Origin of the sequence: Halobacterium sp. KA-4 (genome assembly GCF_021028995.1) — an archaeon.
Taxonomy (GTDB): domain Archaea; phylum Halobacteriota; class Halobacteria; order Halobacteriales; family Halobacteriaceae; genus Halobacterium.
In genome coordinates this window covers 57,080-82,873 of sequence record NZ_JAJJZG010000016.1, presented here as the reverse complement: position 1 = coordinate 82,873, position 25,794 = coordinate 57,080, and the positions used below count along the sequence as shown (strand labels likewise).

General features: G+C 59.0%; 27 protein-coding genes and 1 pseudogene. 12 read left to right on the top strand and 16 right to left on the bottom strand.

Annotated features, from left to right (window positions below):
* Positions 1-116: 116 nt before the first annotated feature.
* The 6 genes from LPA44_RS14385 to LPA44_RS14360 all read right to left on the bottom strand — a co-directional run bounded on the left by LPA44_RS14385 (position 117) and on the right by LPA44_RS14360 (position 5,440).
* Complete coding sequence (locus LPA44_RS14385) at positions 117-1,199, bottom strand: RNA-guided endonuclease InsQ/TnpB family protein (RefSeq protein WP_230890230.1); 1,083 nt, start codon at positions 1,197-1,199, stop codon at positions 117-119.
* A 479-nt stretch (positions 1,200-1,678) separates the two neighbouring features.
* Positions 1,679-2,047, bottom strand: a complete 369-nt coding sequence (locus LPA44_RS14380) for a calcium-binding protein (RefSeq protein ID WP_230890227.1) — start codon at positions 2,045-2,047, stop codon at positions 1,679-1,681.
* Entirely contained in the window at positions 2,044-2,820 is a 777-nt protein-coding gene (locus LPA44_RS14375; RefSeq protein WP_230890226.1) for a hypothetical protein, read from the bottom strand. The genes LPA44_RS14380 and LPA44_RS14375 overlap by 4 nt, the downstream gene beginning before the upstream one ends.
* A gap of 6 nt (positions 2,821-2,826) precedes the next feature.
* Positions 2,827-3,459, bottom strand: a complete 633-nt coding sequence (locus tag LPA44_RS14370; RefSeq protein WP_230890225.1) for a DUF3141 domain-containing protein — start codon at positions 3,457-3,459, stop codon at positions 2,827-2,829.
* A 58-nt stretch (positions 3,460-3,517) separates the two neighbouring features.
* Complete coding sequence (locus LPA44_RS14365) at positions 3,518-4,318, bottom strand: SWIM zinc finger family protein (RefSeq protein ID WP_230890224.1); 801 nt, start codon at positions 4,316-4,318, stop codon at positions 3,518-3,520.
* A gap of 150 nt (positions 4,319-4,468) precedes the next feature.
* Positions 4,469-5,440, bottom strand: coding sequence for a hypothetical protein (locus LPA44_RS14360; protein ID WP_230890223.1), 972 nt, complete (start codon positions 5,438-5,440; stop codon positions 4,469-4,471).
* 222 nt (positions 5,441-5,662) lie between these two features.
* On the opposite strand from LPA44_RS14360, the gene LPA44_RS14355 reads away from it, so the two are divergent.
* Positions 5,663-5,956 (top strand): hypothetical protein, encoded by a 294-nt coding sequence (locus tag LPA44_RS14355; protein ID WP_230890222.1) that lies wholly within the window; start codon positions 5,663-5,665, stop codon positions 5,954-5,956.
* A 720-nt stretch (positions 5,957-6,676) separates the two neighbouring features.
* Entirely contained in the window at positions 6,677-7,606 is a 930-nt protein-coding gene (locus tag LPA44_RS14350; RefSeq protein ID WP_230890221.1) for a hypothetical protein, read from the top strand.
* A gap of 63 nt (positions 7,607-7,669) precedes the next feature.
* Here the strand turns inward: LPA44_RS14350 and LPA44_RS14345 are convergent, their stop codons facing one another.
* Together LPA44_RS14345 and LPA44_RS14340 are read right to left on the bottom strand one after the other, a co-directional pair.
* Positions 7,670-8,137 carry a hypothetical protein gene (locus tag LPA44_RS14345; RefSeq protein ID WP_230890220.1) on the bottom strand — a complete coding sequence of 156 codons (468 nt, stop codon included), beginning with the start codon at positions 8,135-8,137 and terminating at the stop codon, positions 7,670-7,672.
* On the bottom strand, positions 8,130-8,414 hold the full coding sequence (locus tag LPA44_RS14340) for an AbrB/MazE/SpoVT family DNA-binding domain-containing protein (protein WP_230890219.1): 285 nt from the start codon (positions 8,412-8,414) through the stop codon (positions 8,130-8,132). Before LPA44_RS14340 ends, LPA44_RS14345 begins: the two co-directional genes overlap by 8 nt.
* A 322-nt stretch (positions 8,415-8,736) precedes the next feature.
* On the opposite strand from LPA44_RS14340, the gene LPA44_RS14335 reads away from it, so the two are divergent.
* A complete protein-coding gene (locus tag LPA44_RS14335; RefSeq protein WP_230890218.1) occupies positions 8,737-8,895 on the top strand; it encodes a DUF2080 family transposase-associated protein in 159 nt (52 codons plus the stop codon).
* 2 nt (positions 8,896-8,897) lie between these two features.
* On the top strand, positions 8,898-10,709 hold the full coding sequence (locus tag LPA44_RS14330) for an RNA-guided endonuclease InsQ/TnpB family protein (RefSeq protein WP_230890217.1): 1,812 nt from the start codon (positions 8,898-8,900) through the stop codon (positions 10,707-10,709).
* A gap of 490 nt (positions 10,710-11,199) precedes the next feature.
* Here LPA44_RS14330 and LPA44_RS14325 read toward each other — a convergent pair whose 3' ends face one another.
* Entirely contained in the window at positions 11,200-12,735 is a 1,536-nt protein-coding gene (locus tag LPA44_RS14325) for an alkaline phosphatase family protein (protein WP_230890216.1), read from the bottom strand.
* Positions 12,736-12,832: 97 nt separating this feature from the next.
* Here LPA44_RS14325 and LPA44_RS14320 point away from each other — a divergent pair, with 97 nt between their 5' ends.
* From LPA44_RS14320 to LPA44_RS14305, 4 genes are read left to right on the top strand one after another with little or no spacing between them, the layout of a single operon-like run.
* Positions 12,833-13,507 carry a glycosyltransferase family 2 protein gene (locus tag LPA44_RS14320; RefSeq protein ID WP_230890215.1) on the top strand — a complete coding sequence of 225 codons (675 nt, stop codon included), beginning with the start codon at positions 12,833-12,835 and terminating at the stop codon, positions 13,505-13,507.
* Positions 13,508-13,509: 2 nt separating this feature from the next.
* Positions 13,510-13,863 carry a DUF2304 domain-containing protein gene (locus LPA44_RS14315; protein ID WP_230890214.1) on the top strand — a complete coding sequence of 118 codons (354 nt, stop codon included), beginning with the start codon at positions 13,510-13,512 and terminating at the stop codon, positions 13,861-13,863.
* Positions 13,856-14,692: a polysaccharide deacetylase family protein gene (locus LPA44_RS14310; protein WP_230890213.1), complete on the top strand. Its 837-nt coding sequence runs from the start codon at positions 13,856-13,858 to the stop codon at positions 14,690-14,692. Before LPA44_RS14315 ends, LPA44_RS14310 begins: the two co-directional genes overlap by 8 nt.
* A gap of 1 nt (position 14,693) precedes the next feature.
* The gene (locus LPA44_RS14305; protein WP_330166505.1) at positions 14,694-15,722 is read left to right on the top strand and encodes a lysylphosphatidylglycerol synthase transmembrane domain-containing protein; all 1,029 of its coding nucleotides are present in this window, start codon (positions 14,694-14,696) and stop codon (positions 15,720-15,722) included.
* Between the two features lie 26 nt (positions 15,723-15,748).
* On the opposite strand, the gene LPA44_RS14300 is transcribed toward LPA44_RS14305, so the two are convergent.
* The 3 genes and pseudogenes from LPA44_RS14300 to LPA44_RS14285 form a co-directional block, all read right to left on the bottom strand.
* A complete protein-coding gene (locus LPA44_RS14300; RefSeq protein ID WP_230890212.1) occupies positions 15,749-17,536 on the bottom strand; it encodes an ArnT family glycosyltransferase in 1,788 nt (595 codons plus the stop codon).
* A gap of 56 nt (positions 17,537-17,592) precedes the next feature.
* Positions 17,593-18,216 (bottom strand): annotated as a pseudogene (locus LPA44_RS18475) (AAA family ATPase); the annotation flags it as partial.
* 333 nt (positions 18,217-18,549) lie between these two features.
* On the bottom strand, positions 18,550-18,759 hold the full coding sequence (locus LPA44_RS14285; RefSeq protein WP_230890209.1) for a hypothetical protein: 210 nt from the start codon (positions 18,757-18,759) through the stop codon (positions 18,550-18,552).
* Positions 18,760-18,922: 163 nt separating this feature from the next.
* Between LPA44_RS14285 and LPA44_RS14280 the strand changes: the two genes are divergently transcribed.
* The 3 genes from LPA44_RS14280 to LPA44_RS14270 all read left to right on the top strand — a co-directional run bounded on the left by LPA44_RS14280 (position 18,923) and on the right by LPA44_RS14270 (position 19,966).
* Positions 18,923-19,204, top strand: coding sequence for a type II toxin-antitoxin system HicB family antitoxin (locus tag LPA44_RS14280; protein ID WP_230890208.1), 282 nt, complete (start codon positions 18,923-18,925; stop codon positions 19,202-19,204).
* Positions 19,119-19,448 carry a type II toxin-antitoxin system HicA family toxin gene (locus tag LPA44_RS14275; RefSeq protein ID WP_330166504.1) on the top strand — a complete coding sequence of 110 codons (330 nt, stop codon included), beginning with the start codon at positions 19,119-19,121 and terminating at the stop codon, positions 19,446-19,448. Before LPA44_RS14280 ends, LPA44_RS14275 begins: the two co-directional genes overlap by 86 nt.
* 257 nt (positions 19,449-19,705) lie before the next feature.
* On the top strand, positions 19,706-19,966 hold the full coding sequence (locus LPA44_RS14270; protein WP_230890206.1) for an AbrB/MazE/SpoVT family DNA-binding domain-containing protein: 261 nt from the start codon (positions 19,706-19,708) through the stop codon (positions 19,964-19,966).
* Between the two features lie 37 nt (positions 19,967-20,003).
* Here LPA44_RS14270 and LPA44_RS14265 read toward each other — a convergent pair whose 3' ends face one another.
* The 3 genes from LPA44_RS14265 to LPA44_RS14255 form a co-directional block, all read right to left on the bottom strand.
* Complete coding sequence (locus LPA44_RS14265; protein WP_230890205.1) at positions 20,004-21,233, bottom strand: RNA-guided endonuclease InsQ/TnpB family protein; 1,230 nt, start codon at positions 21,231-21,233, stop codon at positions 20,004-20,006.
* 292 nt (positions 21,234-21,525) lie between these two features.
* Entirely contained in the window at positions 21,526-22,743 is a 1,218-nt protein-coding gene (locus tag LPA44_RS14260) for an RNA-guided endonuclease InsQ/TnpB family protein (protein WP_230890204.1), read from the bottom strand.
* Positions 22,744-22,858: 115 nt separating this feature from the next.
* Positions 22,859-23,659 carry a hypothetical protein gene (locus LPA44_RS14255; protein ID WP_230890203.1) on the bottom strand — a complete coding sequence of 267 codons (801 nt, stop codon included), beginning with the start codon at positions 23,657-23,659 and terminating at the stop codon, positions 22,859-22,861.
* Between the two features lie 115 nt (positions 23,660-23,774).
* Between LPA44_RS14255 and LPA44_RS14250 the strand changes: the two genes are divergently transcribed.
* Entirely contained in the window at positions 23,775-24,263 is a 489-nt protein-coding gene (locus tag LPA44_RS14250) for an ArsR family transcriptional regulator (RefSeq protein WP_230890202.1), read from the top strand.
* A 141-nt stretch (positions 24,264-24,404) separates the two neighbouring features.
* Here the strand turns inward: LPA44_RS14250 and LPA44_RS14245 are convergent, their stop codons facing one another.
* Entirely contained in the window at positions 24,405-25,673 is a 1,269-nt protein-coding gene (locus LPA44_RS14245; protein ID WP_230890201.1) for an RNA-guided endonuclease InsQ/TnpB family protein, read from the bottom strand.
* Between the last annotated feature and the right edge of the window lie 121 nt (positions 25,674-25,794).

Genomic DNA, 25,794 nt, shown 5'->3' with positions numbered 1-25,794 from the left:
GTGACCCTTCAGCAACCGCCGTGAGTGACAGCTACTGCATCTTCTGAGGTCAAGAACCCGTCTCTGACGCTGTGAAACTGCGAATAGTCTTCCCTACCCCGACGCTGTCTTGTGATTCAACGAGGCAACCCACGTTCAACACGGTTTGCATCCGCTTTCATCCCGCACTCACAGCACGTTATTGACGTGGCCAACTCGTACTCATCAACCCGTTCGACGCCAATCCCGCGCTCTTCGGCCTTGTACTCGAGTTGGTGAATCAGAATGTCAAACGCCCAATCGTGCAGACGTTTGTTTCCGTGTCTCCCCCAGTCTTCATCCCTACGGATGTTTTCGGGGTGGCCGACTGCAATCGTGCCGACACCTCTGTCAGCGCACTGCTGAACAATATCTTTCGACACTGCGTGCAGGAAGTGGGTCTGCCGCCGGGATTTCTTCTGGCGTGCCCATTCAGCATGGGTGCTGGGGCCATCCGTTCCTTCTGTCTCGTATTCCTGCTGGCGGAAGTAGTGAGCATCTTCTTTCAGCGCGTTCCCCGGATACAGCAGTGTCTCATCGCCAACCGAGACAGCTGCCGTGTTGCAGATGCCGAGATCAACACCAGCCGTCTTCGCACCAGACGCGTCGTCTGCGTTGATGGCAACTTTGCAGACGAAATGCAGTTCCCAGTGATCGCCAGTCCAAACGATGCGGACCTGCTGGACACGTTCGACATCGGTGAGATCGGTGTCTGGACCGGTGTCGTACTCACAGAGGATGAAATCGCTCCACCCGTCTTTCAGGTTCTTCCCTTTGGACAGGCGGACCTGCTGGTGTTTGGTGTCAAGTTTGAAGCCGTCTTCCTTGAACGTGATCGTGCTGCGTGGTCGCTGGTCGCCGTGTTTGCGGTAGCCCGGTGGGTTTGCGTCTGGGTCGTCTTGTTCGAACCAGGACTGGAAAGCGCCAGCCAATTCTTCGACGATTGCCTGACTTGATTGCGCATTCAAATCTTTCCAGCAGTCCTGGTTTTTCATGTAGGACTTGAGCGGTCCTTCCTCCGGAATTTCGCCCGTGTGTTCCCAGATGCGGCTGGTGGTCCACCGAGCAACATTCCAGATTTTACTCCCTGAGCGACCGAGTGAATCCAGGTCACGAACGACGCCTTCACGGTCGTTGGTGAGTGTCGCTGTAATAGTGCGCGTTGTGACCAGATTCACTATACATAGCCTATGATAGTACAGTGACTTAATGACTGGGTTCTTCGGTGAATATCCAGCTAGCTCTCATCACATCTATTGCGTAGGGAAGTGATGGGATTCACGCCCGTCCCCAGAACGCTTAGTGATCAACGAAACTTCTGGGTGAACTGGGATGAGGACTCAGTCGAAGAAAGCCTCTCTACCTTATCCCTGGCACGTGGAGTACCCAAAACTTCTGTGAACTACTATGCGTTCTGGTGTGCGAACGAGACGTAACGCGTCTCGTTAACGCCGTGAACGGCGAGATTCTCTCGCTGAATTAAGATAGTGGATTCAGCCACAATGTCGAAGCCGCTGCCAGAGCGTACTCTGATCTCGATCTGATACCAGGCTCCAGATCGAACCGCGGGACGATCAGTAGGCCGCACTCGACCCGTGGCGTACGCACGACCGGCAGGGTACGCATCGCCCGTCGATGCAAAGCGTGACTGATCGGGTGTTCAGCCCAATCCGCCGCCGTCGGCGTTCCAGTAGTGCCAGTCGTCGACTGCCTCCCGAGTATCTTGATCCACGTCGAGCACTTCGAGCTGTGACAATGGCACGCCGAATTCCCTGTCCATCCACTCCACGATGGCGAACAGCTCTCTACTGCTGACGACTTCGTCCGTCATCTCGACGACAGGCACTTCTTCGCCCTCGCGCAGCGGCGAGATTGTTCGCTCCTCGATACACCGTGCCTGAAAGGGGAACGTCATCTCGCGTTCGAGATGGTAGCACCAACTGATTGCTTGCTCGTCGGCAGTGTAAGCGTCGGTGAGGATTTCCCTCCGAATGCGTTTGTCCCGCTGTTCGTCCGTCTCCCTCGTCATGGCCTCTTTTCGTTGACAATTGCAGCTGTGTCGGTCGACGTGCTCACGTCGTCGTCGAGCACCTCGTCGAGTCGCTCAGGTTCGTAGACCTCCTTGACGATGCAGTAGTAGTGGGTGGGCGTCCCGAAGTCGTAGACGAGGCTGAGTCTGTCGCCCTCGCGGAGTTGGGCTCGTTCGGCGACGTCCGCGATCGTCATCTCGCTCGCTCTCGTGTACGCCCGGTCGCCCGCTTGCTCGTACTGGTGGTCGGGCAGGACGTTGAGACTGGACTCCAGGTACTCGTCTTCGAGGCCGTACATCCGGAGGTGGAAATCGTCAAGCGTGCTGAACCGACACACGAGTCTGTCCAGTTCCGCCATCGTCGTCTCCGGGCTAACGACGATATCGTACCACTCCTCCCGCGCACGCCCGTTCTGCTTCCACCGGAGCTGATATCCGACAGTACCGATCTGTTCGGCGACTGATTGGTCGCTTTGCGCTTGCTCTGTCTCCACTTCTTCACGCGTGTTCGACCAACAGTACGAACAGATTTCATCAGGTGCATCGCCCTCGAAGCCTGCTTTGTCGATGTCGTGGTGGGAGGCAAACTCCGCAAACGAGACTCGCTTGTCGCCTGGATAACGGTTCCCCCGACTACACATCTTCTCGCCGGGACCGCTGAAGCCGAGCGAGAAGCGGGAATCTGTCTCCGATTGACCGGCGTCCATATCGATGATGTGTGCGACCGTTCCGGTTCCGATTTCGATGACGAATCGGTCTGTTGGCTCGCTCATTGTTGCTCACCGGTACTGGATGTGGGTGCCGTGGTCACGATACAGGTCGTGGAATGCGACGAACCGCTGTCGAGAGACCGCTTTCGACTCGTCTGGCTCTACTCGACGGTCGTGCTCTTCGAGAAGGCGGGTTTTCTCCTCGCCGGGAAACGGGAACGAGACGCCCGAGGTCGTCGTGAACTCGTCGTAGCGAACGGGTCTGAAAAACAGCACCGTCCCCGGCTCTGCGGTTCGGCTGAGGTTGACGTCCAAAAGCGTGTGTTCTTCGCGATCGTCGAGCAGATCGGTTACCGTCAGACGGGGCCCTGACTCGCTGACAGATTCGACCTCGAACAGCGAGGGGTCGGCGTCGATGGTAGCTTCGAGAATCTCCCGTTCGGTTTTGCTCTCCCAGCGCTCCGCTTCGAGGTATCGCTCCGCCGCGGTGGTCCCGTTCCGGCGGTATTCGTACAGCGCGAACTCGAAGTGGGTCGGCATCTGGGACTCGAACTCGTAGGCCAGGTTCAGCCCGTCGAAGTCGATATCCAACTCGGATGCGGTTTCTACGATCAGTTCCCGATCAGAGTACGCCTCCATGATGTCGCTGTTCAATTGTGTCCCGACTTCCCGATAGGTCTTGTACTGGTCGATGTCGGTCATTACGAGACAGTATGTCAGGGCGGTATCAATACTTTCCGATACCAAGAGTTCGACGCCATCACTGTTCGTATCGCTCCTCTAGGTCGTCGAGTGCGCGCCAGAACTGCTCGTCGTTGATCGGTGGCTCCGTCATCGCCCGCGCCTCAAGCACGCCAGCGTACGTATCGAACTCTTCGGGAGTCGGATCGGTCGCGAGCACACAGTCGGCGTAGCCGTCAAGTGCGATCTGGCTGGTCTTTGCGTAGTGGTCGTAAGCGCCGTCGATCCAGTTGTACTTCTCATCGATCTCCTCGAACACCGCTCGGTAGACGGTCGCAGCGGTCAGATACCGCTCGCGGTCACGGTACTGCTCGGCGATCTCGAAAAACCGGGAGAAATCGATCGCGTCGTACACGCCTGGATCCGCGTGTTGCTCGAACAGTTGTGCGATTTCCTCGCGGTATTCCTCGACCGATTTGTGGTCGTCGCCAAAGCGTGCGAGAAACTGCTCGCGCAACTCCGAGTGTTCGGCGAGGGCGTCACGGACGAACCCACGCAGATCGTCGACCGATACCTCGTCCAAGGCTGCTTCGACGCGACTACTCTCGTCCTGTGGCGGACCAGCGGCGATATCCAGTAATACCGCGACGACGTGCTTGCAGTCCCCGCCACCGTCGTACGGACAGGTACACTGTGTGTCGATACTCCGTCCACCGAACTCGATCGTCACGTCGTACAGCTTCGACCCGCTGACGCTCGCAGTCACGAGCTCGTCGAACCGATCGAGTTGCTGAATGCGTCCTTCATCACGATAGTTCACCCCGCGGTCAAACACCGCATCGGTGCTTCGACTCCGGATCGTGTCCCTATCGACGTCCATATGCTATCTTTCGACGCGGACAGAGAATTCAATTTCGGTACCGAATCGGCGGCCTACCGATTCAGATCGGCCAGCACCATCGTGAACGTCACCCCGAGGCCCTTGTCGAGTGGTTCGTTCGCCCAGCCCGGCCACAGTGCAGTGAGTGAACTACCCTTGCATCTGGGTTCCAGTGCTGAAACTGGTAAGGTCGTCGATGCGGTCTTCGAGTGCTTCGATTTCCCGCCGCAAATCATCGGTCTCCGCCTCCTCACTCGCAGCCAGACGGTCTTTCAGCCCTTGGAGGCGTGACTCCTTGACCTCCTCGTCAACCTCGGCTTTCCGGACGTACTCGCTCTGTTCAATCTCGTACACGTCCGACTCGGAAAGTTCCGTCACTGCAAGTGCTTCGTCTACCTTACTCGAATCAACAGTCGTCACGCGCTCGCGGTCGATACCCGCCTCCGCCAATATATCCAGTACCTCTTCGTCGTCTTTGAGTGAGCGATTGCGTCGCGATGTGCGCTGAACTGAGCCGTACTGGCTGTGAACGGGTCGGTCGTGGTGGAGTCTGTCGAGCAACACGTCGGCGATGTCTTTCCGGAACTCGTTCGCGTTTCGCTGCACATCAGAACAGAGCGTGTAAATGTTCACCAAGTTGTTCGTCTCCAGTTCGGTCAGGTCGGACACGTCGTTCCGTTCGAGTGCGTCGATGAGCAGCAATGCATCAGAGTACGCGTCGAGTCCGTCGGGTTCGCCGCGCCCGTTGTCGTCTCCATCCGGCTCGTCGTCGGCCAGTTGTGTGGCGGTGGGTCCTTCTTTCTCGGTGATGACGCCCTGCTGTTCGTCGATCTCGAAACGAGGATGGAGGGACAATACTGCTGGATATGGGTCAGCACCGGGCGGGAGCCGGCCGATATCGAACGCGCCCTTCGAATCCTGGATTCGCCGGTAGAGTGTCTCGAACTGGTCGCGCTGGAGTGGTCGTTGGTTGCCCGAATCGTCAAGCGTGATGACGACGTGGTGTTCCTGTACGTCCGTAATACGGAACCTATCGTGAGAGATTGGTGTGGTAAGTTCGGCATCGTCAGGCAGGTCGTCAAGTTCGTCAAGGAGTGTGTGCCAGCTAACGCTGAACGACATAGAAACAGGTACGACTGCTTGAGTGAAAATATCCAGGGTATATCTTAAGTGTATTTCCTTTGTTAGACAAAATCTGGTCACGTAGCCACTAAAACGAGATATATAAAATACTACCTGTAAGCTGGATCTTGGTTTTGTGAGTGCGGTTGGAAGACTGGGCAGGCTTCGTTGGGGAGTGGCGGAAGCCCGAGGTACTTGTGGGAGAGTTGCGTAGGCGCAGGTATGGCGGAAGAGGCGGGTTCGACGGTTCATTGTGAGTTCGAGCAGCCCTGTGATCTCCTCGGCATCCTCGATGATCTTGAGATCGAGTATCTTGATGTCGACGCTGAACGGACGATTGCAATCTACCAATCAGCGATCCTCATGCTGATCGTCAATGAAGGCGATTTTGAGGCTGTCCGCCGGCTTGAGGTTGAGCTACAAGAGCCACCCGTCCACGAGACAACAGCCGGTCCGGGCGAACTCCTCGAGACGTTTCTTGACGAGATTGGCACATCGAGCGCGCTCACCCGATAGTTTCGTCTGGCCGTTGGAAATCTGAGTGGTGCGTTGGGCGATGGGTGCCGCAAAATCGGCTCTGGCAGTGATACTGGTTTTGGTTTTCGCAGTGAGGGGGTCTGCGCCTCGGGGATTGGCTGGAAGATGGTGGCGTTGGCTGGTTATCAACTCTTGGTGATCCGCTAGGTACGAGCAACCAGATGAGTAATATAGAATCTATAATTATCGACCAGTACAATTATGGTGGTTGGCGTGTTAGTCTCTACCAAGAAGGGGGATGGTGACAACACATGGCGGTGGTGGGCGATCTCGATCACCCACACCACCAACATCGGGGACAGCCGGACTGCTTGAGCACTACTGCTGCAGCTTCGCTGGACTCCTCGTCACCAGCGCCATCTGCCTCCTGCTGTATTCTGAACTTGTCGCCGCCACCCGACCACTAGCAATGCTCTCAACGACCACAATCGTCTTCCTCCTGGTCGGAATTTGGGCGACAAGCTGGCTCGCATTCGAATTCGTCTGGGAGTTAGCACGCGGCCGACTCACCAACAGCAACACATAGCAAGCGGACCTCCAACCACTTCAGCTGACCGCTCTAACCGGAGAACGCGGTCAAATCCCATCATGTCTGCCACCCTCTCCAACCTCGTGGGCCACACAGAGCGAGCGTCGCTCACCGCCGCTGTTGCGCAGGTCGCCATGAGAACTAAATCCTCAGCCGCCTAGATTCCACCTATGCGATTCACGTCCTCGCTTCCCGTCCTCGTTGTTGTTGGACTCCTTGTCGTTGCTGGGAGTGCTGTTGCGGTTCCAGCGCCGCGCGAGCAGCCTGCGGATACGTCCCCACCAGTTCGCGTGTTCGTCGGGGAGACGCTCGACATTTCCAACGTCCAGCTCACAGGCGGTGGTACGATCGGTACTGACAGCGTCACACTCGTCGGTGCGAGCGGGGCTGCAGACGGGGAAATCTATGAAATCACGGATCCGACAAATGCCGACTTCGGTACTGTAACCCCTGGTGCGTATCGCGTTGATGGTGACGGTGACGACGAATTTGAGATCGTCGTCACCAAACCCCGCGTAACCAGTGTTACCCTCACCAACCAGCACGGCGCAAATGTGACAAACGCCTGGGAGCCGACCGGTGAAAATCTGACCGTGACTGCCCAGTACAATTTCGCGGCGGCCGACCGGCTTGACGTCACCGTTCGCAATCCAAGCGGTCTCAATATTACGGGGGAAGTTGCAGCCGGTGACCGTATCACGACCAGTGGTGGCTCCGTCCACCTTGATTTATCTGAGGAACCAGCGGGCACGTACCGTATCACCGTCACGGGCAGCGCGCTCGAAGCTGCCAGCCGCACCGTAACCGTGCGCACCGGCCCACGGAAAACAACGACCCCAACCACTGCGCCGACTACAACCGCGCCGACCACCACTGTGCCGACCACTACACCAGTGCCACCGACAACGACAGCACAACCAGCCACAACGGCGCCGACGGCACCCACGCCAACCTCAGCTGTCACAACGCCAGCGCCAGCCACACCAATGCAACCACCAACAACGACGACAACGATCTCAACAACAATCCCTGGGTTCGGCCTACTCATGACAGTACTTGCTGCCCTCGCAGCCGCCAGCATCGCACTCCGCCGAGAATGACGAGCCAACGCTAGCTACCGCGGCTGTCCGAGCAATATGCTTCTTTATCTGGTTAGTGGGGAATTAATCGCCAAGAAACCTGTTTAGTTCGCTAAATTCGTCGGGTGAGAGAATAACCTCGGTATCGAACGCATCAAATTGTTCGAAGTCGTCGTCAATCGTCAACATGGTATTTACCCCTTCGTCGATCGCTATCTGCGCATAGTAGCCGTCCCATCCACCCACGTTTGCTTCACTTGCCTGAGAAAATCCACCCTGAACTACGTCCTCGGATATCCCGTCGTACCAATGGATTCGTTTCGCGTCCATGAAATTTTGGAGTAGGCGAGATGCGTCTGCGTTTGAACGCCCGTAGTACGTCGTCAGAACGGTGTGCGCTCCGAATAGCGCAGGATGCGGAACAATGGCCTCTATGTCGCCAGCGATGGCATCTCGGACGTACGAGAGCGCAGATTCACGAACCGGAGTTTCTGTGTGTGCGAGGGCGATGACGCCGACATCGAAAAGATACGGTCCATCAGCGTCACTCATCGCTGTTTTCCGCTGCTCCTCTTCGGATTGCGTCTCTGTGCTTCTGGGCAATAGGGTCAGCTCCCTCGTCAAGTGGCATCGTCTCTCCTGGCTCGGGAGACGTTTCCGTGATGAGTTGTTCCATGCGTTCGATGATCTGTTCGGGGTTGTCTTCGGGTTCAACGACTGCTTTCCCGTCTTCTTCGTGGATGGCTACTTCTGTCCCAGGCGTAATATCGAGCCGTTCTCGCACCTCTTTTGGGAGGACGATTCGGCCTTTTGAATCTACCTTCGCCATATTCCCACTTAGAGTGGGAATAAGTATAATCGTTTTGGTCAGGGCCCTTATCATATACTTCAGAATAAATCAAGACAGCTGCCGCTAGCCAGGAGACAATACGGAAGAACCCTTACTGATTACGCGTAGGTTTGGATGGCTGCGAGAGCGAAGGATGGGATCTGTCGGCTCGCCCGTGAACCGATCGAGGTCCCCGTGGGGCTAAGGGACAGTGGGTAGGGGTGGCATAACTGTTACGAGATTTAGTATGAAACAGTAGCCTCCAGTAGCGATTCAGACCCGACTCGAAACCGTTTTACATATGCATACTATATAGAATGGTGTGGGTGACCACTACGAGATTGAAGGTGAGGAAATCGTTGAACGGGAGGTCAAACCATTCGGAAGCGGGGGCGCACACGTCACCGCACCAAAAGACTGGATTGGCGCTGACGTGAAGCTCGTCCGCACAACCACCCCAGACACTACCGACGACGAGTAGCAATGCAACTCACCGAACAGTTCCACGTCCCGGACGACTGCCACGAGGCGTGCGACCGTCTCACCACACTCGTCCAGAAACACACCCAGCGACTTCTTACCGACGAATACTGGACAGACCAGCATCTCGACGCACTCAAAACCCATACTGGACAATCCTACACCTACATCCGAGACAACGACCACGACGCTTTCGAGACCGTCGATGAATACGTCTACAGCCGGTTCAAACGGTGTGTCTATCACCGCGTCACGCACGTCCTTGACGCCCACGCTGACGAATATCAGGCGTTCAACTTTGTTCTTGACACGGTTGCTGACCGGAAAATCAAACAGATTGGCTGGAAACGACTCCGCAACCAACTGTTCAAAGACGCCACACCGTATATCGAATGGCGGGTCTTAGAATCGGTTGTCGAACAACTCAACCAGTATTACGATCGACACGGCCACTTCCCTGAGAAATACACTGAACTAGTCGGCACGCCAGAACCGAACGGCACACTTCCGTATGCACCGGATAAGGGCGACTATCACATCCACGAATTGACCGTCGAAAACGGCGACCTCGTGTTCGTGGTGAACGCGCCGGACTCACTCTCCCCGGACAGTTACCATGATTGGACTGAGCATGAAATTCGGTTCCCTACGCATTCACGGTTTCACGAACTGGTTAGGGTTGGTGACGTGAAAGCACCGACCCTCCACACGTCTGAACACGGCTACACGGTAGATGTGCCAGTAGACGTACCCGAAAATGGCATAGACACAGTGGAGAACCGTGTCTTGGCCGTTGACCTCGGTGTGAAAAAGCAGGCGACGACCGTTGTGCTTGATGACTGCGAGGATGGGACACACAAGCAGGTCGCTCCACCGGAGTTCATCGACCACCCCTCCAAGGACAAATTGTTTCGAGTGAAATCTGATGCGGAAGGTATCAACGACCGTCTCAGTGAACTGCGGCGGCAGGGCAAAGCCCATACTGACCGGTTCGATCACCTGTTGAGTGAGTATCAGCAGACCCGGCAGAAAGAACGCAGACTCCGAACCCAAATTCAACACGATGTAGCCAACCAGTTGGTGTGGTTGGCGGCTGAATACGGCTGTGAGACCATCGTGTTTGAATCGCTCGGCCAACTAGACTCCGGTAACACGAGTGGCAGTGTTGCATGGTCGATTAGTAGTTGGGCACGCGCTGAACTACTCGAATACACCGACTACAAGGCCGAACTGTTGGGTGTTGATGTTTCGACGGTGAATCCGTGGGGCACCTCACGTCACTGTCCTCAGTGTGGTGAGAACGGGCAGACCGTGAAAGCGCCAAACGATCACACTGAGCAACGTCACGGAGGACACTTCCACTGCCCTGTGTGTAGCTACGAATGCGACCGCGATGTGGTCGGCGCAGTGAATGTCGGGCGGAAGCACCTGTCCGAGTCACGGATGGAACAGGCGAACCCGGTTGAGTATATCTCGACTGGGAAGCACGCCAGTTTTCCATCACACGCTAACTCAACTACCGAGAATGACGTGTGTGCCCGTTCTTCGTCCGGCCCTGATGGGTCGGTATCTGGCGTTCAGTCTACGACCAACACCGAACAAGAACAGGATTTGGCGAGTGGTCGGCAGACCCGACTGCCTCAGTTCCGTGCGTCGTCACTCACTACGACACGGCGTGAGGCAGGTACGGGTGGACTGCATCAAACCAATAGTAGTAACACGGCCTCGCGGCAGGCCAGCGGTAGTGTGACACGGCACGTTCTCGCCAGTGCTACCGGTTCTACCCGGATACTACCAAATACTACTGAAAATTAGAACGGTTTTCCGTACGTCTCCAGATCGGTGTGGGGAGTACGGGCAAGCCGACACCTATCGTTCCGAGCGCGCTGGTTTATCGGTTTCGATGACAGCCAAGAGACCGCCAGTTGATTGCGACGGGGCCAGCACCGAGACACTCATGTTGCTCACCGGAAGCCGTGTGACGCCGGTCACTCAACAGAGCGAAGAACGGTGGGTGGCAGGCGACGTCTTGGCGCACACTTGCTAGTCGCGGCGGCGGTGGAGGGCGAGGAGTGTGGCGGCGAGGACAGCCAGCACTGGTGTGCTGGCGCTGATGTCGAAGAGGGTTCCGAATGACATTTCGACGTTTGTGTTTGCTGCTGGTGGTTCGATTGTGTCGGTTGTGGATGTGGTGGGTGGTTGGGTAGCACTGCGTTGTGGGTGGGGTGGCGGTCTCTGTGCTAGCGGTTTCGATGATGGGCAAGAAGCCGCTAGGTTGTCGCGACGGGAGCAAGCCCTGTGGCCCTCACTCCATGTAACCGAGATCCTTCAGCCGGTCCTCGATTTCCTCGCCCGCCCGCTCGGTATCCGCGTCATCGAGCGTTATCGGCTCCCGTGTCCCCACGTTGCCGGCTATCGGTAGCACTTCGCCGTCCATGTCGGTGGGGACGTCACAGCCGTGGGCGGCCAGCAGCGTCGGTGCCATATCGAGGATGCGAATCTGGTCGAGCTGTCCGTTTTCTTCGAAGTCCGGGCCGCTGGCGACGAAGATGCCGTTGAGTGTGTTCTCCGCACGCCAGCGGTCGGGGTCCGTACGAATGTTCCCGCCGCCGACGCCGTCGTTGACGTGGACACCGTCGCGCTGGTTGAGTACGACTTCGGGTGCCTCGTCGGCGTAGGGGCCGCTGTACACGTCTTCGCCGTTGAACACGTCGTCGAAGAGTGGTCCCGCTTCGTCCTCGACAGCGCGGAGGTCGGCGATCAGTTCCTCTCGGACGGTGTCGGTGTTGAAGTCGGGGTTGAGATAGATGGGGCCCTGCGCGCTCGCGACGGCCTTCGTGTTCGGCAGGTCGATGGCTTCGAGTTTACGCGCTCGCTTCACGCCGGCGCGCTGGGGTACCATCTGCTGGATTCGCTCGGGGACGACCTTCGCGAGGAAGTCCACCGCGCCCATCCGCTTGGCGAGCGAGAGAACGTTCTCTCGGTCCAACCCGACGCGTTGGAACACGTTGTCCACGCTGGTCGTCCGGCTCTGATATCCGTTCTCGGCGAGCCACTCGTTGATGTAGAACTCCGTTGTCGTCGCGTCACAGCCGTGGTCGGACATCAGGACGAGGTTGAGGTCGTCTCTGTCGTCGAGGCGGCCGATCCACTCGTCGATGCGTTTCCACGCTCGGAGCGTTGGCTCGTCGTCCCAGAAGAAGTGCTGGAGGACGTTGAGGTAGAACAGCGTCACGTGGACGAAATCGAGGTCCCGCTCTTTCATTAGGGAGAGCGCTACCTCGAAGCGCAGGTCGAGCAAGTCGAGGATGGCGTCGATCTCCTCGCCGCGCTCCTCGTTCGAGGAGAGTAGTGGGTCCGGGTGGACTTGGTAGTCGAAGCGTTCCGCTAACTCTTCGACCAGTCCCTCGGGCGTTGCGTACCCGCTCTCGATGGAGCGGTACTCGCCTTCGACGGCATCGGGGCCGCCGCAGACGATTGGGCCATCGATGTCGCGGGGTGGGTACATCGTTGGCATGTTCACGATGCCGGTGCGCTGGCCGTCGTCGTTGAGGTAGTCCCACAGTTCGGCGGTGTGGTAGTCGCTCCCGTTGGTGACGCTGATTTCTCCGGCGTCGAGGTCCACGTGCTCGAACCAGTAGACGCCGAAGCCACCCGGGTTTTTCCCGGATGAGTAACACTTCCAGTTTGGGAAGGTGACGGGTGGCAGACAGCTCTCGGTTCGTGCCCAGGAGCTGGACTCGCGGAGGGCGGCCAGGTTCGGGAGTTCGCCGCCCGCTATCCACGGATCCAACAGACGCCAACTGGCACCGTCGAGGCCGACGACGAGAGTCTTGCTCATCGGTTCCGTGGACGCGAGCGCCCCACTAGTCCCTTTTGCAACAGTCTACACCCGAAACGACACCGATAAGTGAGTTCCAGGCGGTTTCTCAGCCAGAGTGCGAACCGTCGCCGTCCTCCCCGCGTACAACGAAGCCGACACCGTCGGCCCCGTCATCGAGGGCACGCGCGAACACGTCGAGGAAGTCGTTGTTGTCGTCGATGGCTCCAGCGACGGCACTGCCGACGTGGCCCGCGAGCACGGCGCAACCGTCGTCGAGCACGTATTCAACACCGGCGTCGGCGGCGCAGTGCGGACGGGCTACCAGTACGCCATCCAGCACGACTACGACTTCATCCTCCAGATCGACGCCGACGGACAGCACGACCCCACGTACATCCCGGAGCTGCTGGCGGAAGCCCCCGACCACGACATGGTCATCGCCAGCCGCTATCTGAACGAGAGCTTTCAAGACTACCCGCTGATACGGAAGCTCGGCATCCAGTTCTTCACGCGCGTGGTCAACACGCTCGGCGGCGTCAATATCACGGACGTGACCAGCGGGTTCCGGGTGTACCGGGTGTCGGCGCTGGCGGACATCCTCCATAGTTCGGACAAGCACTGGGCCGTCGAACAAACTCTCGAAGCCGCGAAGCGCGGCCATCGAATCACGGAGGTGTCCATCGAGATGCCTGTCCGCGAGGAGGGCGAATCGCAGTTCACGCTCGACACCTTCGCCCTCTACCCGATTCGCATGACCGACGTGATCTTCCGCGTGCTTCTCTTCCGTTGAGTATGGTTGAGTACACCGTCGTCAACCTCGTCGCGTTGCTCGTCGGTCTCGTCTTTCTTGCCAACGGCTACTACCTCGTTCGCAAGGGACGCGAGGCCGTCGCGTTGTTCGTGATGTCGCTGGTCGTCGGAGGCGGCCTCATCTTCGTCGCTCTATTCCCGAACGTCTTCGACGTCGTCGCGACGGTGCTCGGGCTGGAGCTCAAGGCCCGTGCCATCCTCGTCCTCTCGAACCTCACGCTGTTCGTGCTCGTGACCTACCTCTTGAATCGGATTGGGAACCTCTACGACCGCGTCTCGCGGCTCAACGAGCAGGTCGCCCTCCTCCAAAGCGAGTTCGAGGAAAGCGATGAGTGAGGCAGTCCTCTCCATCGACTTCGAGTTGTTCGAACACACGCCAGCCTACCGCAGCGCTGCGGGCACGATGGACCGTGATGGCGTTGGGCTCGCCGGCGGCGAATTCCTCCGCAAGACGCTCGACGACCACGACGCCACGACAACGTGTTTCGTCGTCACGGAACTCCTTGACTCCCATCCTGCGGCCGTGGACGCGCTGGTCGACGCCGGCTACGAAATCGGCTCGCACACGCACACGCATCGGCTGTTACCGAGTCTCAGTCCCGACGAACGCCGCGAGGAGATCACTCACTCCAGAGCGCGTCTGGCTGCGGCGACGGGCGAGGAAATCCGTGGGTTCCGCGCGCCCGCCTTCGACATCGCGGACGACCACTTCCAGGCACTAGCAGATGCGGGCTACGACTACGACGCAAGCGTCGTGTCCAGTCGCAAGATTCCAGGGTGGTACGGCGGCGAGTACGATACGCATCGGCCGGTCCCGGCGACGGACGTCGCCCAGGACGCGCCTGCGGGCATCACGGAACTCCCGACGAGCGTTATGCCGGGACTCAGGCTCCCGCTCACCGGGACGTGGCTTCGGTTCTTCGGCCCTCGCTACACGATTCTCGGGATGCGGCTGCTGGCGCGCCAAGGAATCGCGCCCGTGCTGTACGTCCACCCCTGGGAGTTCGTGGACCTCCCCGACGTTGAGGGCGTCCCCAAGCGCGTCTACGTCCGAACCGGCGCGTGGATGCGTCGGGCCGTCGAACGCATCCTCGCCCAGCCCTTCGAGTTCACCACGGCCAGTCGCATCCTCGACGACGCCCGCGGCGACGCTGGGGGTGGATAGCGTGCCCCGGTTCACCCCCCGGCAGGTCGCGCTCAACGCCCTCCGGTACGGTATCGGCGTCATGACGCTCTGGTGGGTGCTCTCACAGGTGCGCCTCACGGAGGTGGCGTCACTGCTGGGCCGCCTCAACGCCGCGACGATTACGGCCATCGCGCTTGTCAGCGTCGGCGGCGTCCTCGCTCGCTTCTACACGTGGCACGTCGTGTTGAATCGGATCCAGCCGGTGTCGTTTCGCGCCGCGGGGAGCACGGACCTGATGGTGAACTTCGTGAACCAGCTGCTGCCCTCGCGCCTCTCGGGGCGCATCGCCGCTCCCTTCGTCCTTCGGAGTCGTGTCGGAATGGCGTACGCCGACGCGGCGGCGGTCTCGGGCGTTCACACCGGCGTCTACGCCGTCCTCTACGGCGCGACGGCGGCCGTCGGAATCGCCTTTGCCTTCCTCCGCCTCTCCACGGAGATCCTCCTGCTGTTGGGGCTCTCGACGGCGCTGTACGCCATCGCCGGCACGTTCGTCCTGCTGGCCGGGATGAACCTGGCGGCGCTCGACCGCGTCGCCGACGCCATCGAACGGTCCGTCCGAACGATCCCCCGCGTCGGCGCGTCCCTCGCCGACCACATCGACAACGCGAGCGAGTTCACAGCGGCGTCAACGGACGCCTTCCGCGTGCTCGCCCGTTCGCCGACGATGTGGCTGGGGTATGCGGCAGGATGGGCAGTGGCGCTGGTCGTCGCACCCGGCGTACGGGTGTGGCTCCTGTTGAACGCATTCGGCGTCGCCTTCGAGCCGGCAGTCCTCCTCCCGCTGTATCTCGTAATGGCGTACAGCGTGACACTGCTCCCGCTAACCCCTGGAGGTATCGGCGTCACGGAGGCAACGGCAACTGTCGTCTTCGTCGCACTAGGTGTCCCGAGCAGCGTCATCGTCCCAGTCATCTTCATCGACCGGTTCCTCGGCGTCTACCTCCCCGCGCTCGGCGGGTGGTATCCCTCGCTCCAGCTCGACCTCTCGAACCTCTCGATAGACGAGTGACCGAGAGGGACCAGGGGGGAGAGTGCCTAGAATGGCGGGGTCCGGGTCGGGTCGCACTCTCCGGTACGTTCGAGGATGATGGTGTACTGGTTGGCCGCTAACTCCTGTTCGTCGGCGTACTGGTCAGTCTGTGGCACGACGCCGTACTGGAGCAGGTCCGTCAGCGACCCCGGCGTCGCCCGCTCGGGAACGTAGCGCTCGGGTGCAGGCCCGAACGTCGCGGCCACCTTGTAGCCGTACTCACCGCTGAGCAGGTCGGAGATGTACTCTGCGCGCGCGTCGCTGTTGCGGTAGTACGTCCCCTCCTTGAGATACAGTAGGTCCCGATAGGTTACTTGAATGAACTCGGCGCAGTCCTCGCCCACGCCGGCCTCGTCGTCGAAGCGGTATTTGGTATCCATCCAGAACGGCACGGCGGCGTCCTGGAAGTCGCGTCGGTACACCTCCATCGTCGCATTGTCGTCGTCGACGTTCGCCGCCAGCCAGTTCTCCGCCTCGTCGCGGGGCATCGACTCATACCCCGAGACGCCCAGCATCGCGTAGAAGCCGCTCGTCACGAGCAACACTGCGATGACGACGTGCGCCACCTGCCGGCGGTGGTCGCGGAGTCGCAGCAGGGGTTTCGCGACGAGCACCGCGATAAAGGGGAACGTCGGGAGGAGGTGGTGGACACGGAAATCGTGCCACTGCGAGAACATAAGGAGGTAGACCGCCAGCCCCGTAACCACGAGCAGCGTGCCGTCGACGTCGCCGTCGCCGTCCCGGAGGGTGTAGGCGCTGCCGATGACGCCCCCGACGGCGGCGACGGTCAGCGGCAGGGAGAGTGCGCTGACGTACCCACGTAGGAACCACCACCAAATGGGTGCGCTTGGGCCCGTCGTGTGCGTCGCCCGCGCCGTCGAACCCTGGAAGAAGCGGTGGAAGAAGTCTTCGACGCCGCCGACGAGTAGCGTCGGGAACCCGATCACGATGGCGAGGAGGCCGACGAGCGCGCCGCGGACGAACAGTCGAGGTCGGTACAGCGCCGACCGCCACTCCACGCCCGCCCGGCGGGCGCGCAACACGTAGGCTGCGCCGACGATGAGGATGACGGGCGCGGCGGTCAGTTTGAACGCAATAGCGACGCCGCCGGCAGCGCTCCCCGCGAGGAACAGCGCACGCTCGTCGGTCTGAACGTAGCGGAGGACGAGGTACAGTGCTAGCAGGACGAAAAAGAGTGCGGGCATGTCTTCGCCGCCCTCGTGTGCGATCGTGAGGAAGCCGAACGTGACGGTGAGTAGCAGCGCCGCGAGGTCGCCGGTCAGCCGGTCCCGAACCGCCGTACCGATGCGATACGTCACGTAGACGCAGCCGACGGCGAAGATGACGTTGAACACCCGGACGAAGGCGAGCCCCCACGTCCACACCCACCGAGGAATTGACTGCCAGCCGGCGTAGAACCCGAACTCGTAGCTGGGGAAGCCAAGCGACGCGAACGCGTCGAGTTGGCCGAGGACAGCGGCCGCGAGCACGACCGGCAGGAGAGCGAGGCCGAACAGGTAAAACGTCGCCCCGAAGGGGACGCGACCCCAGAGGACGCCCTGTTTTAGCGACTCGAAACTCGGCTGGTCGATAACTCGTCCGTACGCGACCAGCGAGTCGAACATCCGGCTCTTCTCGTCCCGAGTCGCGAAGTTCGGGATGCGGTGCCAGAACCAAAAGCCCGCCAGCACCAGCGCCAACAGGAGGATGTAGGGGAGATATGGATCCTTCCGAAGGTCGGACTTCACCTGCCGCGTGGCACGGCCGATGAACGAGCGGAGAATGCCTATCATCGAGGCTGGGTCAGTACAGAATTGAGCTACCCACCCCTAAAGGGCTGTCTCTTACATGGTGAGAAGTGGATTTCTTCCTCGCAGAGGGTGTCTTTCACTTTCGGAGAGAGGTCGTCGCGGAAGCCAAAGTCGTTGCTGATACCGATCACGCCAGGCTTCGTTTCGGTAAGGTAGCCGTTCGAGCGTGCTCGCAGAATCCCGTAGAGGATTTCGTCGTCGTCGTTGCCGATGTAGTCGAGCTCATCGAGTACAATCAGGACGGTGCCGCCGATCTCGTCGAGATCGCTGTACAAGGGGTCGAAGACACGTTGCTGTGGGTAGCCCGTCGTACTAATCTGGTCGTCGTCCGGTCGCAGCGTATTGACAAGATTGACTGCCACTTGGTACGACGAGGAGAAGTTCGTGCAGTTGAGTCAGAATACCGAAAGGGAGACGTCGTCGTACTGGTCGGAGTCGCGTTGTAGTTGCTCGAGGATGTATCGGGAGACCGCTGTTTTTCCGACGCCCGTTTTCCCGTACAGGAAGATGTTCCGCGGCTGGGCGCCGTTGATGACGGGCTGGAGTGCAGTCTGGTAGGAGCTCAACTCTGACTCCCGAGCCATAATCGAATTCGGCTGGTAGTCGTCCCGAAGCATATCCTCATCGCGAAAAATATGGGTATCACGAGTGAAGGTTGCCATCCGTTACCCGCACGTTATTTCGGATATACTATAAAACCATCGCGTCGAATGCGTCATATGAAAGCGCCCCGGAAACAGGAAGCGAAACCAGCCCAACCAGAAAGAGGCGAAAATATCTGCCTTAGAGTTCTCTTCTCCTAAATAACGGCGTAGTGGTTGAATAGGCGCGGAGCTGGTTCCGTCGGGGAACATTCGACACAGTGGGGTGAGAGAACCGACAAGCAAGCGAGGCACGAACAGAATCGGCAGCAGGGCCATCCGAAGAACACTCGACACAGTGGGGTGGGGAAGAAGAACAGTAGCGACGACTCAAGAACCTTCGTGCCTCAGACCTTAACCAACAGCATCCGTCAGTGCCCCAGTAGTGTTGGTTAAGGGCTGAATACCAGCAGCCATCGAAACAGCTTCTCTCGTCAGCTTTTGCCAGCACTTATCCACATCGTCCTCACAAAAGGCCGTACTGCGCTCGTCCTCGACACCGGACAGCGACGACTCCTCCTTCGCAGTCGGATCAAAGTCCATCACTTGCTTCTCCTTGGCCATCGCTTCAACTGTAATGGCCCTGCTCGCTCGTTGAGAGGGAGGGGCTTCACGTGAACAGTAGAAGTCGCGGACTGCCTGATAGAGACTGTTAGGACGGAAACGTCGATCGTCGAGTACCAATTGCCCCCGAAGTGTTTTGTCATTCACCGGCCTAAGACGGAGTATGGCGCAAGCGGATGCTGGTAATGGGGAGTCACCGCGGCGACAAATTCACCTCGTTGAGGAAGCTGATGGAACATGGTCCGCCATCGATGAGGGTGCCGGGGTGGCCAGCCAGGGGACAACGCGGGCCGAAGCACTGGCGAACCTCGACGAGGCCGTGGCACTCCATGAGGGCGAGATTGGCGAGCCGGTAACGGATGCTGATCTGCGTGACCTCGGGCTTGACCCCGACACAGTCCCAGACGAGCCCCAGAAACCTGATGCGCCGTGGTTTTCTGAGTAGGTGTGCCGGCTCCGTATTCGTCCAAGGAACTCGTTGCAGCACTCGCAGAGATGGGTACCAGCCGGTCGACCGGGCCGGCAGCCATCTCAAACTTCGATACGTGCATCCGGAGACCGACGAGATTCGAAATGTGACGGTTCCGATGGGCAAAGAGATCAGCGGCGATACACTCCGCAATATTGCCAGCCAGTGTGGCGCGGACGACTTCCAAGCGTGGTGCAACTGGATCGACGACCTTCTGTGAACCACCCCGCCCTACTCGCTCGCCGCTGACGGGATTCGCTCTTTGCGGGCGGGGCTTCCTGTTTCGTTGACGCGCTTTGCAGACACAGCGGTGTCTGGCTCTGTTTGATGTAGTAAAGTGGACGTCAATTGCACTTCGTCACGGCCACAGTACCAACATAGGCACCAGTTGAGCCTACTCTATGCCGGTTTATCCCACACATCAGATATCGGATAGCTACCACCACCTCCAAGAGTATGAAAAATGTATGGACTCGTATGCCCGAGTTCAAACGCAAAGTTGGCGACCGTGGGCAGGTCACCATCCCCAAAGACCTCCGCGACCGGCGCGGCATCGAGGGCGGCGACGAAATCGAGTTCATGGAAGCGAACAACGAGATCCTCATCAAGCCGCCGACAGACAAGGAACGGCTAGCGGAAGGATACCAGAAGCACGCCAATCGATCCCGCCAGCTGGCCGAGGAAATGGACGGAACGTCGTCAGAAGCAACCGAGCATCTTGGCGATACACCCGACTAGAGCGAGTAAGCGAACCCACGGCTAAAGCCGTGGGCTTTCAGCGTGGACTCCCACTCTGGCCGACACTATCGGCAGGAGGTTCATACCCTCCGTTCGTGTTCAACGTCCCGCTGTTCAAGCGCACGCCTACGGGTTCGCCTCCACCGGCGCCAGTTTGGGTCCGGCGGAGATACCGCAATCCAATATTTTTCGCGGCGTTGTAGTCGGCGTGGTTCTGGTAGCCGCATTTCAGGCACTCAAACGATTCACGCTCACGATTATCCGGGTGCGTGAACCCACACGTCGAGCATCGCCGTGAGGTATTCTCCGGGTCAACCTGCTCGACGTCGATCCCGTACTCAGCGGCTTTGTATTCGACGTACTCGTAGAGGCGATTGAACGCCCACTTGTGCCCCCAGGACGCGCCGGTCCGCTTGCGGATGTCCGTCAAGTCCTCGAATGCGATTACTGAACACTCGTAGTCACGGGCTTCAGCCACCAACTCGTTCGAAATTCGGTGGAGCGTCAGTTTGAACCGCCCTTCCTCTTTCCGCCCGACTGCCTGCATATTCTCGTGTGCCCACCGTGTGCCGTGTTCCTGGAAGTCACCACGCCGGGTCTCGTATTCGCGGCGCCAGTGGTCGAACTCCTCTCCCGTCCAGAACGTCCCAGTCGAGGCAACTGCAAGATTATTCACGCCGAGGTCCACCCCGAGAATTGTTCTGTTCTCGGTGGCATCCTGTCCTGGCGTGTCAGACTCCACGTCCGTCTTGCAGTGGATGTGAAGCATCCAGTTGCCGTTCGTGTAATGCAGTTCTGCCCCCGTGGTTTCGTACTCCTCGGAGAAGAAGTATTCAGCGTGGGGCGTGTCTCGTTCCTCGTCGGGTAGCACGTAGTCGGCTTCGATGCGACCGTCAACTGTTGCCAGCGACACGTAGTCATCGTGGAACGTCGCAGTGCGGTGGTCATAGACGAGGTGTGGGCTAGTGAAGTGGGGCATCGACGCCTTCTTGCCCTGTTCCCACTTTGCGAGGACGCTCTTGGCGGCGTCAGCGGCCTTGTTTCGCGCCGCTTGGACGTGATTGCTGTGCAACGCTGTCTCCTCGCGCACGTCCTCGTAGGTGTCGTCGTGGAGCGTGGTCTTGCTCGTGGTGACGTATTCGCCCTCGAAAGCGTGGCGCGTCACGTAGTTAGCGGCCCACAGAAACTCGTCGACGGTGTCTTCGAGAAGCGCGGCGTCGTCACTCTCCACGTCAAGTTTTACGGGGACAGTACGCCGCTTCTCCATACTTCATATGGGTGTTTGATGGTTGAAAAGCATTAGGGAGTCGACCCTGCCATTGTCGGTGGGTTGTTGCACGGAGCGAACGCGCTTCCTCCCACCCGTAAACGGATGGGTTTCCGCGCTGTTACCGCTATGACTCCCAGGTATTGATTCGGTGAAGGCGCGAGTGCGCCTCCACCGCTCCGCGGGCGCAGAAAAAACACGGCCGGGACCGAGCGCATATGCTTCGAGCGGTGTCAACTGCCCCGTGCACGGTGGCGCGGGGCTTGTCAGTGAACTCGGCCTCTACCCCCGGTTAGGGGGACGGGACGAATCCCCGCTTCGGCGTCACCATTCCTGACTTCAGGGCGAGTTGACTGTCGCCCGTCCGCCGCGACGACTGGAGGCCACGACGGACGTACCGCCATCCAACGTTTTTCGCTCCAATATAGTCCGCATTTGCCGTTGCACTACACTGCTCACACTCAAACTCCGCCTGCTTGACGCGATTGCCTTCGCTCGTGTGGCCACACTCCGGACACCGTCGACTCGTGTTCTCCGGATTAACGAACTCTACACAGATGCCTTCCGCGTCAGCCTTGTACTCCACGAGATCAACGATCTGGCGGTGCGCCCACTGGTGGAACTCTTTGACTGGCGGCGCACGCTCTCGAATATGGCGCAGATTCTCAAAGGCGATGTACTCGCAGTCGTGAGTGAGTGCTTCTTCGATGATGTCGTTGGCCACGCGGTGGAGGACATTTCGAACGTACCGCGATTCCCTGCCGCTCATCTGCTGAATCGTCCGATGAGCGGATTGTGTATCAGTCTGCTGAAGGTTGCCACGTATCCGCTCGAACTCCCGATGCCGGTGCCTGAGTTCCCGACCGGACGCGAAGTATGCTGTACTGGTGGTAGCGATGTTGACGATGCCGAGGTCGACGCCGAGAACTGTCCTGTCCTCGTCGTCGCCCTGTTGTTCGACCTGTTTCTCGGGCTTCGGTTTGCGAAAGCCAAGGTGGAGGTAGTAGTCGCCAGCACGCCGAGAAAGCGTGGATTCGGTGACCTCCCAGTCCTCGTCTTCGAGGTACTGGTATTGGTAGCCGTCTTCCTCATCCGGCAACGCGAGATCGCACCGAATCCGGTCATCGACCGTTGCGAGTGAGACTGTCTCGTCGTCGAACAGCGTCATCGTCCGCGTGTCGTATTTCACCGTCTCGGCGGTGAACTCCGGACGCGAGGTCTTGTACTCCTCGTCTAAGTCTTCGAGTTCGTCGACGCCGGAGAGCGCGGCTGCGGCTTGGTGGGCGGCGAGGATTGCGTGTTGACTCCCGAGACGTGTTTCCTCCAACACTGTGTCGTAGGCGAGGTCTTGGAGGTAGGTCTTCCGCGTTTCACCGTGTTCCCATCCGATCTGGCTGCTGATGTTGCAGGCAGTTTGCCACTCGTTGATGGTGGTGTCGAGTAGTTGCTGTTGCTCGTCGGTGAGGATGGGGCGGGTGATTGCGGTGCGTCTCAGGTAGTCGTCCGCCACGTCTTTCAATAGAAGATTATGGTAGTTAGTAGTTGGTGGTTTGTGGCAGCGGGTGTCGGCTTCATCCCCGCCCACGGTGGGGCGGGGAATCCGCCTCGCTACCTAGTTTGAACGGTCAGCTATCACCGCGTGCTTCCCACTCTGGGCGTGGTGTCGGGGACGGGAGTTCGTCAACCAGAGTTCGAAGTTCGTTCTCTGTCGTCCACGGGACGCATCGATCGTGGAGTTCGAATTTGCGGAACTTGTTGAGATGGACCCAACTGTACGTTGCCGGCTTTTCGTCCTCATCTGCCCGGTCGTCGATCACCTTCCAAACCTCCTGTTCGTCGATGTCGAGACCGCTCTCTTGGGCACGATCAACGAGGGACTCGACCTTTGATTGGATTTCATCCGTCGATAACTCGTCCGCGAATGCAATCTCGAGGGCGGCCTGAATGACGTGTTGTTTCGAGGCAAGGTTCTCGTCAGTCACCCACGCGTAATCACGCGGGAACACGTACGACTTGTCGAAATACGGCGGGTCATCGATCTCCCCCAATTCAGAGGCCTCCCCGCCGCTCTCCTTCTCGAAGACACCGACGATGTAGTCGCTGTACGTCGCGAGCAACGAAAACATGATATCGAACGTATTGAGGCGGTCAGTCGGGAGCTCGAGGAGGTCACCCATGATGAACGGATAGGCGCCGAGTTGCTTCGTGAGTTCGTTCTGGACGGCGCGAAGCCGGCGGAGATAGGGGTCGCGATAGCTCCCGAGGATGAAATACGACGTCCGCTGACTCCAGAGATACGGTAATTCGCGCTGTGTGAATCGCCAGATCTCCCGTTTCTCTGCTGGTTCAAGTTCGATGCCTCCGACAGCCTCGTGCACGACTGTCATAATGTCTGCAGCATCCGGCGGCGGGCTTGGATCGGTCATTAGCTGCCGATTCAAACTACAACACCTTATCCCTTCTGAACCACTTTGGTATTTTCTTGGTTAACCAACTTGGACTACCCTAACTGTTATAGCATCGTCCCACGTAACCCCACGTATGAGCGAGACCGACACTAGCGCGGCCGATGCGGGGCCGTTTGCGGAACAGCAGCGGCTGTTCAAGTTGCTATCCCAGGATACGCGCCATCTCATCATCCAGGAGCTACTGGGCCACCCCGCCCATCTGATGTCGCTCGCCGAACTCGAGTATATGACCGGGAAGAGCCAAGCGGCCATCAAAGACCAGCTGGAGACACTGATCGACGCCGGGCTCCTCGCACGCTACACGTACGAACCGAGTGAGCGCACACGTGATCTCCCCGCTCAGTTCTACGGCTTCACCAAGCGAGGCGTCGAGGTCCTCCACGACTACAAGTATCTCCGTGGGCTTCCGGTCACACGCGCCTTCTACGAAAACACGCGGAAAACCGAGAAAATCGAGCGCCACGAATCGGCACCCCGCCCGGAGCTTCCGGACGGTGTCGCGAACGCACTTGACTTTGACGAGCCCGAACTCGACGCCGGTGATCGTAACATAGACCGCTAGCTCGTCGTCGAATAGCACCGTTCTCAACGCCGGAGCGGAATATCCCAATTTCGAGATTGCTCCGCCTTCAGGCGGAAGAGGATGTTAACCTAGTCAACCGCCTCGGGGTCAAGCCCCGAGGCTTGTCAGTGGACTCCCGTTCTAACCCAATTGGGCAGGCGTGTACTCGCCGTTCACGTTCAACGTCCCTGACTTGAGGGCCAGTTGACTGGTGGCCCATCCACCGCGAGACGTCTGCCCGCGATGGATATACCCGCAGTATCGGACGGCGATGTTCTTCGCCGCGTTGTAATCCGCGTTCACCTCATACCCACATGATTGGCACTCGAACGCCTTGTCGTCACGATTATCCTCGTGGGTAAACCCACAGTGCGAACACCGCTGACTCGTGTACGCAGGATTCACCGTGTCCACGAACAACTCGGTGGATTCGACCTTGTACTCCACGAGTTCCACGAACTTCGCATACGCCCACTGCTGGAACTTCGACCCATTAGCGATGTTCTCGCGGATATGGTCAAGGTTCTCGAAAATAATGCCGTCTACATCCGCGTCTTGGGCTTCCGCGATGAGGTCGTTCGCTCTGTTGTGCAACCAGTCCAGCGACCAATCCGAGAAGCGGCTGCCGATGGACTGCATCGTGAGGTGCGCGGAACGAGTGCCAGCCTGTTGCAGTTTGGCGCGGCGTTGTTCGTATTGGTTGCGCTTGTGGGTGAGGTAGTCTGCACTGCCGATGAACTCGCCCGTTGAGGTGACGGCGAACGCGCCAGTCACGTTCAGGTCAACACCGAGAACCACTCCGTTCTCGGCACCATCATCATCGTGACCAGCTTTTTGGCGTCCGCTTGCGTCAACCGTGTAGTCGGGGTTCTTCAGCGTGATGTGCAGGGAGAACGTGTCATCCTGCTCGTCGTACTGGAGCGTGGCGCTGGAGGCATTCCAGTCGTCGCTCTCGTAGTACCTTCCGAACGGTGTTTCCTCTCGCTCTTCTTTTGGTGGAAGGACGTATTCCGCGGTGACTCTGCCGTTCGGCGTGGAGAGCGTGGCGTGGTCATCGTTGAACGACGCGGAGCGTTTGTCGTAGACGACGCTCCACGAGTCGAAATCGGGTTGACTCGTCTTCTCGCCGTCCTTGAGTTTCTCAACGCCTGCATCGACGGCTTCGATGGCGCGTCGGATGCCTTTCTGGACGAGGTTGGCGGTGAGGTCGGTTTCTTCGCGCAACTCGTCGTATAGGGCGTTTTCGGCTTTGCTCTTGCTGGTGACACAGTAGTCATCGTAGCGCCATGCCCACTCACTCGTTCGGTTGGCGCAGTGCAGGAATTGGGTTTTGGTTTGATGGAGGTCGCCACGACGCTCTTCGGGCACATCGAGTTTGATGGGCACGGTGCGTCGTGGCGCGTCGTCCATCCGTGGTTCACATGTACGCCTGTTGCTTAATAAAAGTTTAGGTGTAGGGTGGGGAGTCGGCCCTGCTATCGAGCGTGGTGAGTTTCATCGAATGTCGGCTTCCTCCCCGACCTCAAGGGTC

Excerpts from the sequence above, each read along its gene's own strand:
- LPA44_RS14345 (WP_230890220.1), bottom strand. The coding sequence starts at position 8,137 with ATGAGTGACGCTGATGGACCGTATCTTTTCGATGTCGGCGTCATCGCC.
- LPA44_RS14275 (WP_330166504.1), top strand. The coding sequence starts at position 19,119 with ATGCTGATCTGCGTGACCTCGGGCTTGACCCCGACACAGTCCCAGACG.
- LPA44_RS14250 (WP_230890202.1), top strand. The coding sequence starts at position 23,775 with ATGAGCGAGACCGACACTAGCGCGGCCGATGCGGGGCCGTTTGCGGAA.
- LPA44_RS14265 (WP_230890205.1), bottom strand. The coding sequence starts at position 21,233 with ATGGAGAAGCGGCGTACTGTCCCCGTAAAACTTGACGTGGAGAGTGAC.
- LPA44_RS14315 (WP_230890214.1), top strand. The coding sequence starts at position 13,510 with ATGGTTGAGTACACCGTCGTCAACCTCGTCGCGTTGCTCGTCGGTCTC.
- LPA44_RS14325 (WP_230890216.1), bottom strand. The coding sequence starts at position 12,735 with ATGAGCAAGACTCTCGTCGTCGGCCTCGACGGTGCCAGTTGGCGTCTG.
- LPA44_RS14360 (WP_230890223.1), bottom strand. The coding sequence starts at position 5,440 with ATGTCGTTCAGCGTTAGCTGGCACACACTCCTTGACGAACTTGACGAC.
- LPA44_RS14375 (WP_230890226.1), bottom strand. The coding sequence starts at position 2,820 with ATGAGCGAGCCAACAGACCGATTCGTCATCGAAATCGGAACCGGAACG.
- LPA44_RS14380 (WP_230890227.1), bottom strand. The coding sequence starts at position 2,047 with ATGACGAGGGAGACGGACGAACAGCGGGACAAACGCATTCGGAGGGAA.
- LPA44_RS14285 (WP_230890209.1), bottom strand. The coding sequence starts at position 18,759 with ATGGCCAAGGAGAAGCAAGTGATGGACTTTGATCCGACTGCGAAGGAG.
- LPA44_RS14365 (WP_230890224.1), bottom strand. The coding sequence starts at position 4,318 with ATGGACGTCGATAGGGACACGATCCGGAGTCGAAGCACCGATGCGGTG.
- LPA44_RS14350 (WP_230890221.1), top strand. The coding sequence starts at position 6,677 with ATGCGATTCACGTCCTCGCTTCCCGTCCTCGTTGTTGTTGGACTCCTT.
- LPA44_RS14370 (WP_230890225.1), bottom strand. The coding sequence starts at position 3,459 with ATGACCGACATCGACCAGTACAAGACCTATCGGGAAGTCGGGACACAA.
- LPA44_RS14280 (WP_230890208.1), top strand. The coding sequence starts at position 18,923 with ATGGCGCAAGCGGATGCTGGTAATGGGGAGTCACCGCGGCGACAAATT.
- LPA44_RS14245 (WP_230890201.1), bottom strand. The coding sequence starts at position 25,673 with ATGGACGACGCGCCACGACGCACCGTGCCCATCAAACTCGATGTGCCC.
- LPA44_RS14340 (WP_230890219.1), bottom strand. The coding sequence starts at position 8,414 with ATGGCGAAGGTAGATTCAAAAGGCCGAATCGTCCTCCCAAAAGAGGTG.
- LPA44_RS14330 (WP_230890217.1), top strand. The coding sequence starts at position 8,898 with ATGCAACTCACCGAACAGTTCCACGTCCCGGACGACTGCCACGAGGCG.
- LPA44_RS14300 (WP_230890212.1), bottom strand. The coding sequence starts at position 17,536 with ATGATAGGCATTCTCCGCTCGTTCATCGGCCGTGCCACGCGGCAGGTG.
- LPA44_RS14310 (WP_230890213.1), top strand. The coding sequence starts at position 13,856 with ATGAGTGAGGCAGTCCTCTCCATCGACTTCGAGTTGTTCGAACACACG.
- LPA44_RS14355 (WP_230890222.1), top strand. The coding sequence starts at position 5,663 with ATGGCGGAAGAGGCGGGTTCGACGGTTCATTGTGAGTTCGAGCAGCCC.
- LPA44_RS14255 (WP_230890203.1), bottom strand. The coding sequence starts at position 23,659 with ATGACCGATCCAAGCCCGCCGCCGGATGCTGCAGACATTATGACAGTC.
- LPA44_RS14270 (WP_230890206.1), top strand. The coding sequence starts at position 19,706 with ATGCCCGAGTTCAAACGCAAAGTTGGCGACCGTGGGCAGGTCACCATC.